The following is a 13,050-nucleotide window of genomic DNA, read 5'->3' as shown; positions in this document are numbered from 1 at the left end:
TGGCAGCGGCGCGCCTATCGGCGTTCGGAGTACTCCGAAGCTGAGTACTCCGGAGCTGAGTACTCCGGAGGAGCTGACGCGTACGGCCGGTGCTGCTCAGGTGCGGCCATCGGCCCCACCGGTGCGTACCGGTGGCCCGGGGTCCGACCGCCCTTGCGCGGCCACCACAGCCCGCGGCCCAGGAGCGCGGCGAGCGCGGGCACCAGGACGAGGGAGAGCACGAGCGAGGACAGGAGAATCCCCAGGCCGGTGGCGAAGCCGATCTCCTGCGTTGCCGGGCTCGCGGCGAGGCTGGCGAAGGAACCGGCGAGCACGATGCCGGCCGTGGCGACGGCGGGCGCGGTGTGCCGGACCGCCTCGGCCACCGCGTGCCGCGCCGGGACCGGCTTCTCCATCTCCTCCCTGATCCGGTCGGTGATCAGGATGTTGTAGTCGGTGCCGAGGGCGACGACGAACAGGAAGAGCACCAGGGGCAGCGTGAACGACACCCCGGGCCGGTCGAGCCCGTGCTGGAAGAGCAGCGTGCTCGCGCCGAGGGTGGCCACGAACCCGAGCCCCACGGCGATCATCAGCACGACCGGTGCGAGCAGGGAACGCAGCAACAGGAAGAGGATCACGGCGATCAGCAGGGCCGCGACCGGGAACACAAGGCGCAGGTCCTTCTCCACGGCCGTCGAGATGTCGGCGAAGACGGCGGCCGTTCCCGTGACGTACGCCTCGGTGCCCTGCGGGGCGGTCCGCGCGGCCGTGTCCCTGACGGGCCCGGCAACCAGGTCGCGCGCCTTCTGCGTATCGGACTTGACGCTCAGGAACAGGTCGACCCGTGCGGCCGTACGGTCCTTGCTGAACACCGGCTTGCCCACCTCGCCGACGCCTTCGGCCTTGGCGAGGGCACGGGTCATGCGGGTGAGTGAACCCTCCTTGATGCCACTGCCGTCAGTGCTCCGTACGTAGACGCTGTGCGGGTCCGAGACACCCGCGGGCAGGCTCCGGGAGATCTGTTCGGCCGTCCTGACCGCCGCGGTCTCGTGCAGACCCTGCTGGTCGTAGCTCATCTTCATGCCCACCGCGCCGGCGCCTAGGGCGCCGAGCAGCACCAGGCTGCCCAGTGCGTACCGCACCGGTCGTGCGCTCACCGCCTGTCCGAGGCGTGCGCTGATGCCGCCGGTGCGCTCCTTCTTCCAGGCGCGGGCGGGCCAGAACATGCCGCGGCCGAGCACGGCGAGGAGGGCGGGCATCAGCGTGAGGCTGGCGAGGAGCATCACCAGGACGGAGATCGCGATGGCGGGGCCGAGGACCCGGAACTGCCCGAAGCTCGCCAGGCCGAGCGTCGCGAACGCCGCCACGATCGTCAGGGCCGCGGACGTGATCGCGCTGCCCACCCGCCCTGTCGTCTCGGCCGCGGCCGTACGGGCGTTCTGCTCGGGGTGGTTCCGCAGGTGTTCCCTGAACCGGAACATCAGGAAGAGGAAGTAGTCGATGCCGATTCCCAGGAGTACGACACCGATCAGCGAGGGGGTCGACGGGTCGAGGTCTATGCCGAAGAGCTTCGCCGCGCCGACCACCGCTCCCGACGCGACACCGCCGATCAGCGCCACCGCGATCAACGGCACGAACGCGGCCGCGAGGCTGCGGAACACCAGCACGTTCAGCAGGACGATGAGGCCCATCGTCAGGCTGGCGACGACTTTCCCGGTGGGCTCCTCTGCGTCCGTGTCGTCGACCGTGGAGGCTATTCCGCCGGTGAATCCCACGCGCAGGCCGTCCGCGGCGAATTCGTCCTTCGCGCCGTCACGGAATTCCTTGTAGACGTCCTGCAGGCCCGGGTCACTCGGATTTCCGGAGAGGGACACCGTCAGGAGCCGGAAGGACTTGTCCGGGGCCACGGCACCCGGCGACACCCGCGGGGTCTGGGAGTGGTCCTTCATGAGCGGTTCGGGCTTCGGCGCGGTGATCCGCTCCCGGCCCAGGTCGGCCGCCGTGGCGGCGATCCGCCGCTGGTCGGACGGCGTGAGCTTCTTGCCGTCGTCCCTGCCGACCAGCACGGTCAGGGCGTTGGGATCGGGCTTGTGGCCGAACTCGTCCTCCGCGATGCGCAGCGCCACGGCCGAGTCGTACTTCTTGGGCAGGAAATCCCCGGCCTGGGAGTCGGTGACGTCGTACATCATCGAGTTCCCCACGAACGACAGGGCCGCTCCGAGGATGGTCCAGACGACGATCGTCAGCCATCGGTGCCGGGTGGACAAGGAGGTCAGCTTGCGGATCATGCCAACAGGTCATCACGCGGAACCCCTTGAGGTCGTCGGCCGCCGGAAGGGGACGCACCCGTGACTCAAGTCCGGTTCGTCGTCGTGGGCAGTACTCCAGTACTGGGTAAGAGAACCGCCCCCACGCCGATTCCCGGTGCCGCGGGGCGGGATGTAATGGAGCGGAAAGACGGGCACATCTGAGCCCCCCGCACCGCTCCACCAGGAGGCGCCCGGATGGGCCGCGACTTCTTCCCTCCGGCACCGCACACGAGCGGGCCGCGGCCGACCCCGGGTGACATGGTGGTCGCCGCCGTGGCGGTGGGACTCGACGTACTTGCCTACCTCGCCCCGGGCGAGGAGGGCCCGGGGGCGCCCGTCACCGTGCTCGGAGTGCTGCTGGTCGCCGTTTCTTTCGTGCCGTTGCTCTTCCGGCGCCATCACCCCGTGCCGGTGCTCGGCGCGGTCCTCGCCGTGCAGCTGGCCGTGAACCTGGGTCTCGCCGTCGACCCGGGCTCGCCGATGTCGAACAGCTACGGCGGCGCCGTCGCGGTGGCGCTCTACACCGTGGCCCGGTACTGCGGGCGGCGCGCCGTGATCCTGGGCGTCCTGGCCACCGTGCCCGTACAGCTCACGCGGTATCTGAACAACGACGTGCCCTTCCTGGGGGTGGGCATCACCGATGTGGCGGTCACGCCCTGCCTCATCGTCGCCATCAGCCTGGCCGTGCGGCAGTGGAAGCACCAACTGGACATCAACCGCAAGCTCCTCGCCGACCGCGCGGTGACCGAGGAACGGCGCCGTATCGCACGGGAGCTGCACGACATCGTGGCGCACCACATCACCACCATGTACCTGATGTCCGGCGGGGCCAGGTCGACCCTGGACCGCGACCCCGACACGGCCCGCGATGCGCTGGTGACCCTGGAGGAGTCCGGCCGCACGGCGCTGCGCGAGATGCGGCAGCTCCTCGGGGTGCTGCGCAGCACCGACACTCCGGAGGAGGCGCCGTCGGAGCCCCAGCCGGGGGTGGACGGCATCGACCGGCTCGTCGCCGATTCGACCGCCGCGGGCCTGCCGGCCGAACTCCACGTCACCGGGCACCCCGTGGCGCTCCCGATGCCGGTCGGCCTCACCCTCTACCGGATCGTCCAGGAGGCGCTGACCAACGCCCGCAAGCACGCGGGGCCCGCCCGCGCCACGGTGCGGCTCACCTATCAACAGGGCCGCGTCACCGTCGAGGTGGCCGACGACGGCGGCGGTGACGGCAGGGCGCCCGGCGGGAAGGGCGAGGGCGGTGGGTACGGTCTGCTGGGCATGCGGGAGCGCGTCGCCCTGCATGACGGCTCCTTGCGGGCCGGTAATCGCGAGGAAGGCGGGTTCGCGGTGATCGCGAGTGTGCCGCTGTCCACCGACACGTACGAGAAGGACAGGATTCGATGACATCCGCAGCTGAATCCGGGCCCGGAACCGAACCCGAACCCGAACCCGGAGCCGGGGCCGAGTCCGACGGCATCACCGTGCTCATCGCGGACGATCAGCCGCTGGTGCGCAGGGGCCTGTCGCTGATCCTGCTCTCGGACCCCTCCATCAGGGTCGTCGGCGAAGTGGGTGACGGCGAACAGGCCATCGCGTCGGCGCTCGAACTGCGCCCCGACGTGGTCCTGATGGACATCCGCATGCCCGTGCTCGACGGCGTCCGGGCCACCGAGCGCCTGAGCGCCGAGCTGCCCGGATGCCGGGTCCTCGCGCTCAGCACCTTCGACATGGACGAGCACGTGGTCGGTGCCCTGCGGGCGGGGGCCTCGGGGTTCCTGCCCAAGGACGTCTCCCCCGAGGAGCTGGTGGCCGCCCTTCGCACCGTCCACCGCGGCGAGGCCGTCGTCGCCCCGCGGCTCCTGACCCGGCTGCTCGCCACCTTCGTGACGCCGGCCCCGGCCTCGCGCCCGCCGGCGGCGGACCTCGCCGGGCTCACCCCGCGCGAGGTCGACGTACTGCGCCTGATCGCCGCGGGACTCGACAACTCCGAGATCGCGCAGCGGATGGAGATCGGCGTCCAGACCGTGAAGAACCACGCCACCGGCATCTTCGCCAAGCTGGGCGTGCGTGACCGCGCGCAGGCGGTCATCGCCGCGTACGAGTCTGGGCTCGTTCGGGCGGGAGAGGGGAATGGGCCCTCCCGCTGACCCGTGACCTGGTGACGGCCTAGCGCTGGTACCTCTTGAGCACCAGATTCCCGTCCTTCACCAGCCGTTTGCGCAGCTCCTCCAGGTCGATCGCCCCGCTGTAGTACTCCTGGAGCGCCGGTGTCGCCACCTTGTCCTTCCACTCCGGGTAGCCGCGCACCGACTGGGCCGGGGCCGAGCGGAGGTCCTTCGCCAGGGCCGTGCCCGTCGCCCAGTCGTTCTTCTCGGTGCGCAGCGCCGGGTCCTTCAGGGCCTCCGTGCCGGTGGGAAGCATCCAGTCGCCCTGCGCGAGGCGCACCATGTTCTCGGGCTGGAGGAGGAAGTCGATGAACTCGACCGCCTCCTTCTTGTGTTCGGTGTCCTCGGAGACCGAGAGCGTCTGCGGGCTGACGCCCTGGGCGAGGCCCTCCGCTCCGGCCGGTGCGGGCAGCACCTGCCAGTCGAAGCCCTTGGGCGCCTGCTGGACGATCTGCTGGCGGTAGGAGAAGCCGAGCGGCACCATCGCGTACTTGCCGCCGAAGAACCCCGGCAGCGTGTCGGAGCCGCCCATGCCGAGGGTGGTGCTCGACGCGCTCTTGTCGACGTTGACCTGGTCGTGGACCGTGCGCGGCATGGTCTCGTCGGCCTTGCCGAAGCGGATGTCGACCTTGCCGTCGTCGCCGCGGTGGAACATCGTGCCGCCGGTGGAGAGCGAGAGGTTGAGCGTCGCGGAGACCGGTTCCTTGAGCGGCCAGGCCACGCCGTATTTGCCCTTCCCGTCGCTCAGGTCCTTGGTGACCGCCCGGAACTTCGCCCAGGACCAGGGCTTCTCGGGGGTCGGGATCCGTACGCCCGACTCCTTCAGCCACTTCGCGTTGGCGATCAGGACGCGGGGTTCCTGGAGGAACGGCACGCCGTACACGCCGTCCCCGAACGTCGTCGTCCGCCAACTCCGCTCGGGAATGTCGGACTTGAGCCGCTCGGGGAGCAGCTCGTCCAGGTCCGCGAGATAGCCGCCGTACGCGAAGTCGGCGAGGTCGTCCGATGCGTCGTGGATGATGTCCGGCGCCTCGCCGCCCTCGAAGGAGGTGAGGAGCTGGTCGTGGACGCTGTCCCAACTGCCCTGGACGTATTCGACCTTGACGTCGGGGTGGGTGGCGTTCCACTCCTTGACGAGCGCCTTGTTGGCGTCGACGGACTCCTTCTGCCAGGCCAGGGACTGGAACTGGAGGGTGATCTTCCCGTCGTCGTCACCCGAGTCGCCGCTGCAGCCGGAGAGCAGCAGAGCGAGAACCGCGGTGGCGGCGGTCACGAGCCGTGGTGCTGCGCGCATCAGGCCTTCACCGCCCCTGCCATCATGCCGCCCGTGATCCGTTTCTGGATGATCGCGAAGATGACGAGCGAGGGAATGGTCGCGAGGAAGGCCGCCGCGGCGAGCGGTCCGAGGTCGGCGACGCCCTCGGTGCCGATGAAGCGGTTGAGGATGACCGGCAAGGTCTGCTTCTCCGGGGTCTTGAGCAGGACGAGCGCGAAGAAGAACTCGTTCCATGCGGTGATGAAGGCGAACATCGCCGTGGCGACGATGCCGGGGGCGAGCAGGGGCGCGACGACCGAGACGAACGTGCGCACCTTGCTCGCGCCGTCGACCGCGGCCGCCTCCTCCAGTTCGGTGGGCACGGCGCGGACGTACCCGACGAGCATCCACAGCGCGAAGGGCAGCGACCAGACGACGTAGACCATGATCAGGCCGACCAGCGAATTGATCAGGTGCAGGTTCTTCAGGATCAGGAACAGCGGGATGATGATCAGGACGAAGGGGAACGCCTGGCTGATCACCACCCAGCCCGTCGCCGCCTTCGAGACGCGATTGCGGTGCCGCGCCATGACGTACGCCATGGGGGTCGCGATGACGACCGCGATCAGGGAGGCGCTGAGCGCCGCGATCAGGGAGTTGCCCGCGGCCTGGAGCAGCGGCTGCTCGTCGAAAGCCTGGCGGAAGTTCTCCAGGGTCGGGTCCTTGGGAATCCAGGTGGGGTCCAGGCTGCCCAGTTCCCGTGCGGGCTTGAAGGCCGTGGAGATCAGCCAGAGGAACGGGAAGGCGAGGAAGACGAGATAGGCGGCGAGCGCCACGTACTGCGCGGTGCGCGTGGACTTCTTCGTGCGCATCATGACTCGTCGGCTCCCTTCAGGCGGCCGACGAGGTAGAAGGCGAGGATCACGGAGATCACCGCGACCATCACGCAGCCCATGGCCGCGGCGTAGCCGAACTGGCCGTAGCGGAAGGCTTGTTCGTAGGCGAAGAGCATGGGCAGGCGGGTGCGGCCGCCGGGGCCGCCCTGGGTGAGGACGTAGACCAGGGCGAAGGAGTTGAAGTTCCAGATGAAGTTGAGCGCCGTGATGGCGAGGGCGATCGGCTTGATCGCGGGCCAGGTGACGGTGCGGAAGCGGCGCCAGGCGCCCGCGCCGTCCATCGCGGCGGCCTCGTGCAGTTCGCGCGGGGTGTTCTGCAGCCCGGCGAGCAGCGCGACGGTGGTCTGCGGCATGCCGGCCCAGATGCCCACGACGATGACCGCGAAGAGCGCGGTGGCCGTCCCGGTGAGCCAGTCCTTGCCCTCCCCCAGGCCGAAGTTGGAGAGCGTCTCGTTCAGCACACCCGCGTCCGGGTGGTAGACGAGCCGCCACATGATGCCGACGACCACCTCGGGCATCGCCCACGGGATGATCGCGAGCGCCCGCGCCAGCCAGCGCATCCGCAGCGGCTGGTTGAGCAGGAGGGCGAGGCCGAGGGCGAGGAAGAACTGCGGCACGGTGACGCCGAACGCCCAGATCAGGCCGATGCGGAACGAGTCCCAGAAGAGGGTGTCGTGCAGCAGGTCCTGGAAGTTCAGGACGCCGATCCACTCGGTGGGCTCGGTGCGGCCCGACTGGGAGTCGGTGAACGCGAGCGCGATGCCGTAGAGGAGCGGGCCGACGCTCAGGATCAGGATCGGGATCAGCGCGGGCAGCACCAGGAACCAGGCGCCGTGGTCCGCGCCTCTGCGGGCGGACGCGCCGTTCGCTGACCGCTTTGTCGCGGTCGCCAATGTCACGGAATCGGCTCCTTTGGGCGGCTCATCGGGGTTTGGCCGCCCAGGCGGCCCCCGTCATCGTGCTGATGGGATCTTGATACGTCAAGCAGCTACGCAGGCCTCGCAGCCGCTTGGCCTGTACGAATGGGAGACTGTGCCGGGCCGCGTGGAGAACGCGGCAAGCGGTGCGGGAGGCAATGGATGGACGAGGCGCGGGCACGGGACGTACTGGGCGCCGCGGGTCTCGATCGGGACGCGACGCTGCTCGCGCTCGGCGAGAACGCGGTGTTCGGCGGTGGTGGAACGGTGGTCAAGGTCGGGCGTGCGGCGCCCGAGCTTCTCGACCGCGCGCGCCGGGAGTTGCGGATCGCGCACTGGCTGGAGGAGTCGGGCGTGCCCGCGGTGCGGGCCGCCGAGGGCGAACCCCGCCTTGTGGACGGGCATCCGGTGACGGTGTGGCACCGGCTGCCGGAGGCCGTGCGCCCCGCCGAGCCGCGCGACCTCGCCGCACTCCTCCGGCTTGTGCACGCCCTTCCCGCCCCGGACTTCGAGCTGCCCCGGCGCGAGCTGCTCGGCGGGGTCGAGCGGTGGCTGCGGCTCGCGGGCGAGGCGATCGACGTCGAGGACGCGGACTACCTGCGCGAGCGCAGGGACGGGTTCGAGGCCGCGGCGTCGGCGCTCACCCCTCGGCTCGCTCCCGGTCCCATCCACGGTGACGCGCTGCCCCGGAACGTCCTCGTGGGCGCGGACGGGCCGGTTCTCGTGGATCTTGAGACGTTCTCCTCCGATCTGCGCGAGCACGACCTGGTCGTCATGGCGCTCTCCCGGGACCGCTACGGGCTCCCTGCCGACGCGTACGACGGGTTCGTCGCGGAGTACGGCTGGGACGTGCGGGAATGGGAAGGGTGCGCGGTGCTCCGGGGTGCCCGGGAGACGGCCAGCTGCGCGTGGGTCGCCCAGCATGCGCCCACCAACCCCCAAGCCCTGGCCGAGTTCCGCCGCCGGGTCGCGTCGCTGCGTGACGGTGACACGAGTGTGCGGTGGTACCCCTTCTGAGGTCGGCGGCCTCTGGAGAGAGGCCGACCTCTGGAGGGAGTCAGACGCCGGACGCGCTGAACTCCTCCTTGAGCGGCCACGTGCCGTCCACCACCGCGTCCGTTTCGCCCTTCTTCCGGAGGTACTTCTGGAAGTCCGCGGCCCACTGCGCATACCAGTCGATCTGACGGCGATGCAGCTCCGCGGGGCCGAACGCGGCCAGCTTGGGGTGCCGCTCGGCTATGGCGGTGGCCAGGCGGGCCGCGGCCAGGGCGTCCGACATGGCGTCGTGCGCCGATTCCAGGAGCACGCCGTACTCGGTGCAGACCGCTTCCAGGTTCCGCTTGCCCTTGCGGTAGCGCTCGACCGAGCGGTCGATGGTGTACGGGTCGATGACCGGAGCCGGCTCCGCGCCGCCCAGGCGCTCACGCAGGGACGGCAGGCCGTACCTGTGCAACTCGGCGGAGAGCAAGGACAGGTCGAAGGTGGCGTTGTAGGCGACGACCGGGACGCCCGCCTGCCAGTACGACACGAGCACCGCCGCTATCGCGTCGGCGACCTCCGCGGCGGGTCTGCCGTGCGAGGCGGCCCGTTCGTTCGAGATGCCGTGCACCGCCACAGCCTCCGCGGGGATCTCGACCCCCGGGTCGGCGAGCCACTCCTTGCGGCCCAGCGTCTCGCCGGCCCTGACCTCGACGACCGCCGCCGTGACGATGCGCGCCTCGCGCGGGTCCGTCCCGGTCGTCTCCAGGTCGAATCCGATCAGCAGCTCCCGGTGCCAGCCCATGGCCGCCCCCTTCTCTGTGGTGCTTTCCCCCATTGACCACCACGATCCCACGCGCCACTGACAATCCGAGGCGCGCGTTCCGCTTGCTCAGGAGACCGCTCAGGAGACCGCTCGCTCAGGAGACCGGCCGCGAGTCCGCCCAGGCCAGCTCGAACTCCTCCCGGTACGTCTCGAAGAGTCCGCTCTCGTCCGGCTCGTCCGCCTTCACCACCCGGCGGCCGCCGCGCAGCACGAGCACCGGCGCCTCCATCCCGCGCGTCCGGCGCAGATACGACTGGACGACCGCGATGCCGTCCGCGCCGTCCCCGTCGACCAGATACGCGGTGAAGCGCGGCGTCTCGTCGAAGACCTGGATCTCGAAGGCGCCGGGGTCACGCAGGCGGGCCCGCACCCGGCGCATGTGCAGGATGTTCATCTCGACGCTGCGGCTCAGCTCGCCCCGCTTCAGGCCCAGTTCACGCTCCCTGCGCTTGACCGCGCTGCTCGCCGGGTTGAGGAAGAGCAGCCGCACCCGGCAGCCGGACTCGGCCAGGCGCACCAGGCGGCGCCCGGAGAAGTTCTGGACCAGGAGGTTCAGGCCTATGCCGATCGCGTCGAGGCGCCGTGCCCCGCCGAAGATGTCCTCGGCCGGGAACTGCCGCAGCAGCCGCACCCGGTCCGAGTGGACGCCCACCACGTCGGCGTACCGGTCGCCGACCAGGGACTCGACGGCGTCCACGGGCAGCCTGCGCGCGGACGGTGTGTCGGTGCCCGCGCCGAGGATGTCCAGGAGCTTCGCCGACGCGCGCTCCGCCTGGGCGAGCACGGCGGTGGACAGGGCGCGGTTGCGGGAGACGACGTTCCGGGTGACCTCCAGCTCGTCCAGGGCCAGTTCGACGTCCCTGCGGTCGTCGAGGTACGGCTCGAAGCACGGCCAGTGCTGCACCATCAGCTCCCGCAGCTGGGGCAGCGTGAGGAAGCTGAGGACGTTGTCGTCGGCCGGGTCGAGCAAGTACCCCTTGCGGCGGCTCACTTCGCGTACGGCGACGGCCCGCTGCACCCACTCCTGCCCCGCGGGCCCGGCGGCGGCGACCACCCAGTCGTCGGCGTGGACCGGTTCGTAGATGGGGCGCAGAACAGCGGCCACGACCGCGCGCAGCCGCTGCTCCACGAGATTCAGCCAGATGTAGGCCCGCCCGGCGCGCTGGGCGCGTGTGCGCACCTCGCGCCAGGCGTCGGCGCCCCAGTCCAGTTCGGGTCCGATCTGAGATCCCATCTCCATCGGCCGCGCCAGGGACACCGCTCCGGGCGGGCCGTCCACGGAACTCCCCTCGTGACCCTCGTCACCAGGGGGCAGTTCCCGCCCTCCCGAGCTCACCCGACGCACCCCTTCCGCTCCCCCGAGCACTCCCCCGTTCAACGATCAAGGAAGGGTACTCCGGGAGCGGCGGCCGGTGCAGCCGGATGGGGAGGGTGGATTCTCAACCACCCAGCGGCGGCTGGCCGTTCTGGTCGGCGAGGTCCTGCGGAGTGAGCGGGCTCATAGCGGTCACGTCGCGCGCGGCCAGCGAGAAGCCCTGCCAGTGGACCGGCATCGGCTGCTGGTCCTCGTCACGGGCGATGTGGTGGAAGCCGACGTGCACCCAGGTGATGGGGTGCTTGAGGGTCTGACCGTTCACCCACTTGTCGACGCTGTCCGGTACGCCGTCGGCGCATCCCGGGTTGTCGCTCGCGTACTGCTCGCACTTCTTGTACTCGGTGAAGTACACGTCGTGCTTGGTGAAGGGGCGTCCGGCGTGCTTGGTGCTGGCCCCGGGCACGATCTCGTACGAACGGGGGTGGCCGTCCTTGTTCTTGCCCGCCCCGCTGACCACGCGCCACCAGCGCATGTCCTTGCGGTCACCGGCGAGTTCCTTGGTGACCTTGGTGCGGGTGGTCTTCGTGGTGGGGCTGCCCTGGCCGGTGGGCGGGGTGACCTTGGAGTCGTACTGCTCGACCTTGGCCTTCGGGGAGCCGTCCAGGCCGAAGTTGAGCCGCCAGAAGACGTTGTGGGCGTGGCTCTCGGCCTTGGCCTGGTCGCCCTTGCCGATGGGCCAGCCGCGGCTGTCGCCGCCGTCGTAGTCGTACGGCGAGAGGCTGCCGGTCGCGCCGACCTGGGAGGTGATGGTGCCGTCCGAGGAGAAGCGCCACTCGGTGATGTACTCGTACCAGGAGGCCTTGTTCACGGTGTAGACGAGCAGGTCCTTGCCCTGGCCGGTGAAGACCTTGCCGGTGCCGCCGGTGCTCTCGTCGTCGTTGAGGCGGTAAGCGTGCCCACGCGCGCGCGTGGTGGTGCACAGGCCCTTCACGTTGCCCCGCTGCGGGACTTTCACGGTCTTGATGGTGCCGCCGGGGCACTCGCCGGGGTTCAGGTTCTGCAGGGCCTGGCCGAAGTCGGTGCCGGTGACGTCGTCGTACTCGGCCTCGCCGTCGTCGTAGGGGACGTGGACCTGCGCGAGGCGGGCGCTGGTCAGGACGGGTATCGGCTTGGCCTCGTCCTTGGGCTGGTAGCTGATCTTGTCGAGGATCAGGCCGGACAGCGTGTTGTAGTGCCAGCACATGCGCCAGGTCGTGCCGCCGTCGACGGTCTGCTCGATCTTGTAGGCGTCACTGCAGTCGGCGGCCGCCTCGGGGGCGCTCGGCGCCTGGGGGGTGGCCGATGCGGGCGAGGTGACGGTGACGAAGCCGCCGATCAGCGCGGAGACCGCGAGGGCCAGGCCGGCCCTTTTGCGGGCGCGCGAAAGTCTGTTGACGTGCATGGTGGTGAGAACTCCCTCGTACGAGGAGAAGCAGAAGTGTGGAGTCGTGCGGGACCGGCCCGGATCAGCCGAGGCGGCCCACGGAGCGGGTGCTCAGGTCGACGACGAGGGACCGGGTGTCGATCCACGGGCCGTTCTTGACCTTGGTGACGACCTGCAGGCACCGGTGTTTGCCGCACGCGTCGAGGCCGGACGGCACGCGCTCGACGGTCTCCTTGCGGAAGACCATGCCGCTCAGCTGAAGCTGTCCGGGGCCGGTCAGCGCCTTGCCCGTGGCGTGCTTGAAGTCCTGTTTCAGGCCCTTGCCGAGCGGGTCGGCGATCAGCAGCTGGGCGCCCTCGGCGAGCTCCTCCTGGCTGGGCGGCGGCTGGACGTTCTGCGCGGTGGTCGTGTTCTCCACCTTGCCGGTCTCCACATTGACCGTCTTGGTGATGACCGCGTCCTTCTTGTAGTCGTAGTAGACGACCTCCGCGCGGCGCGGGGCCGCGGCGTCCGCGGCACCGGGGTCCGGCTCACTGAGGTTCGTCGACAGGAGCTGCGGGCCGCGGTCGCCCTCGACGTCCCTGGCACTGGAGCGCAGGGCGCCCGACACCGACGCCTTCTCGGCCCGCTCCATCTCCGCGTCGGTCAGCGGGTCGCTGCCTATGCCCTTCTCGCCCTCGTCGGGCGCGGCCTCGACGACGCCGTCCTTCGCGATCGCGTTCTGCTGCGCGTCCGCCGCGTTGGCCTGGCCGCCCCCCGGCTCACCCGCCCCCGGCAGTGTGACGCCCACCAGCACCGCGGTGGCGGCCACGGCGACCGCCGTGCCCCCCACCACCTTCCCCAGGTGGCGTCTGACTAGCTCTCTCACTTACTCCCCTTTTCCCCCACGAGCCCCAAGAAGGGGCATACCGAGTAGTGGTCGGTCGGTTAGACGGCTTCAACTCCCGCGTGGTTGCCCCACTTTCGGGGAGACTCTGACCAAAGTCACCC

At 70.2% G+C, this 13,050-nt stretch carries 11 protein-coding genes; 3 read left to right on the top strand and 8 right to left on the bottom strand.

The window, feature by feature from the left end:
* Positions 1–14 precede the first annotated feature (14 nt).
* Positions 15–2,267: an MMPL family transporter gene (locus ACZ5U5_RS30225; RefSeq protein WP_469027821.1), complete on the bottom strand. Its 2,253-nt coding sequence runs from the start codon at positions 2,265–2,267 to the stop codon at positions 15–17.
* A gap of 216 nt (positions 2,268–2,483) precedes the next feature.
* On the opposite strand from ACZ5U5_RS30225, the gene ACZ5U5_RS30220 reads away from it, so the two are divergent.
* Together ACZ5U5_RS30220 and ACZ5U5_RS30215 are read left to right on the top strand one after the other, a co-directional pair.
* Complete coding sequence (locus tag ACZ5U5_RS30220; protein ID WP_469027819.1) at positions 2,484–3,689, top strand: sensor histidine kinase; 1,206 nt, start codon at positions 2,484–2,486, stop codon at positions 3,687–3,689.
* Complete coding sequence (locus tag ACZ5U5_RS30215) at positions 3,686–4,432, top strand: response regulator (protein WP_469027816.1); 747 nt, start codon at positions 3,686–3,688, stop codon at positions 4,430–4,432. The genes ACZ5U5_RS30220 and ACZ5U5_RS30215 overlap by 4 nt, the downstream gene beginning before the upstream one ends.
* A gap of 19 nt (positions 4,433–4,451) precedes the next feature.
* On the opposite strand, the gene ACZ5U5_RS30210 is transcribed toward ACZ5U5_RS30215, so the two are convergent.
* The 3 genes from ACZ5U5_RS30210 to ACZ5U5_RS30200 are packed head-to-tail and all read right to left on the bottom strand — an operon-like array spanning position 4,452 to position 7,500.
* Entirely contained in the window at positions 4,452–5,744 is a 1,293-nt protein-coding gene (locus ACZ5U5_RS30210) for an ABC transporter substrate-binding protein (protein WP_469027813.1), read from the bottom strand.
* Positions 5,744–6,580: a carbohydrate ABC transporter permease gene (locus ACZ5U5_RS30205; RefSeq protein ID WP_469027811.1), complete on the bottom strand. Its 837-nt coding sequence runs from the start codon at positions 6,578–6,580 to the stop codon at positions 5,744–5,746. The genes ACZ5U5_RS30210 and ACZ5U5_RS30205 overlap by 1 nt, the downstream gene beginning before the upstream one ends.
* Positions 6,577–7,500, bottom strand: a complete 924-nt coding sequence (locus ACZ5U5_RS30200; RefSeq protein WP_469027808.1) for a carbohydrate ABC transporter permease — start codon at positions 7,498–7,500, stop codon at positions 6,577–6,579. The genes ACZ5U5_RS30205 and ACZ5U5_RS30200 overlap by 4 nt, the downstream gene beginning before the upstream one ends.
* Positions 7,501–7,680: 180 nt before the next feature.
* Here ACZ5U5_RS30200 and ACZ5U5_RS30195 point away from each other — a divergent pair, with 180 nt between their 5' ends.
* On the top strand, positions 7,681–8,535 hold the full coding sequence (locus ACZ5U5_RS30195; RefSeq protein WP_469027805.1) for a phosphotransferase enzyme family protein: 855 nt from the start codon (positions 7,681–7,683) through the stop codon (positions 8,533–8,535).
* Positions 8,536–8,575: 40 nt separating this feature from the next.
* Here ACZ5U5_RS30195 and ACZ5U5_RS30190 read toward each other — a convergent pair whose 3' ends face one another.
* The 4 genes from ACZ5U5_RS30190 to ACZ5U5_RS30175 all read right to left on the bottom strand — a co-directional run bounded on the left by ACZ5U5_RS30190 (position 8,576) and on the right by ACZ5U5_RS30175 (position 12,928).
* Entirely contained in the window at positions 8,576–9,301 is a 726-nt protein-coding gene (locus ACZ5U5_RS30190) for an exonuclease domain-containing protein (RefSeq protein WP_469027803.1), read from the bottom strand.
* A 115-nt stretch (positions 9,302–9,416) separates the two neighbouring features.
* Entirely contained in the window at positions 9,417–10,658 is a 1,242-nt protein-coding gene (locus ACZ5U5_RS30185) for an SAV2148 family HEPN domain-containing protein (protein WP_469027801.1), read from the bottom strand.
* A 103-nt stretch (positions 10,659–10,761) separates the two neighbouring features.
* Positions 10,762–12,078, bottom strand: coding sequence for a copper amine oxidase (locus ACZ5U5_RS30180; protein ID WP_469027798.1), 1,317 nt, complete (start codon positions 12,076–12,078; stop codon positions 10,762–10,764).
* A 64-nt stretch (positions 12,079–12,142) separates the two neighbouring features.
* Positions 12,143–12,928, bottom strand: coding sequence for a Tat pathway signal sequence domain protein (locus ACZ5U5_RS30175; protein WP_469027796.1), 786 nt, complete (start codon positions 12,926–12,928; stop codon positions 12,143–12,145).
* Positions 12,929–13,050 lie beyond the last annotated feature (122 nt).

The organism is Streptomyces sp. NPDC033177, assembly GCF_055577715.1.
This window is presented reverse-complemented; position numbering and strand designations above follow the sequence as displayed.

What these genes read in the sequence shown, in the direction of transcription:
- ACZ5U5_RS30225 (WP_469027821.1), bottom strand. Translation starts at nt 2,267, where the DNA reads ATGATCCGCAAGCTGACCTCCTTGTCCACCCGGCACCGATGGCTGACG.
- ACZ5U5_RS30220 (WP_469027819.1), top strand. Translation starts at nt 2,484, where the DNA reads ATGGGCCGCGACTTCTTCCCTCCGGCACCGCACACGAGCGGGCCGCGG.
- ACZ5U5_RS30215 (WP_469027816.1), top strand. Translation starts at nt 3,686, where the DNA reads ATGACATCCGCAGCTGAATCCGGGCCCGGAACCGAACCCGAACCCGAA.
- ACZ5U5_RS30210 (WP_469027813.1), bottom strand. Translation starts at nt 5,744, where the DNA reads ATGCGCGCAGCACCACGGCTCGTGACCGCCGCCACCGCGGTTCTCGCT.
- ACZ5U5_RS30205 (WP_469027811.1), bottom strand. Translation starts at nt 6,580, where the DNA reads ATGATGCGCACGAAGAAGTCCACGCGCACCGCGCAGTACGTGGCGCTC.
- ACZ5U5_RS30195 (WP_469027805.1), top strand. Translation starts at nt 7,681, where the DNA reads ATGGACGAGGCGCGGGCACGGGACGTACTGGGCGCCGCGGGTCTCGAT.
- ACZ5U5_RS30190 (WP_469027803.1), bottom strand. Translation starts at nt 9,301, where the DNA reads ATGGGCTGGCACCGGGAGCTGCTGATCGGATTCGACCTGGAGACGACC.
- ACZ5U5_RS30180 (WP_469027798.1), bottom strand. Translation starts at nt 12,078, where the DNA reads ATGCACGTCAACAGACTTTCGCGCGCCCGCAAAAGGGCCGGCCTGGCC.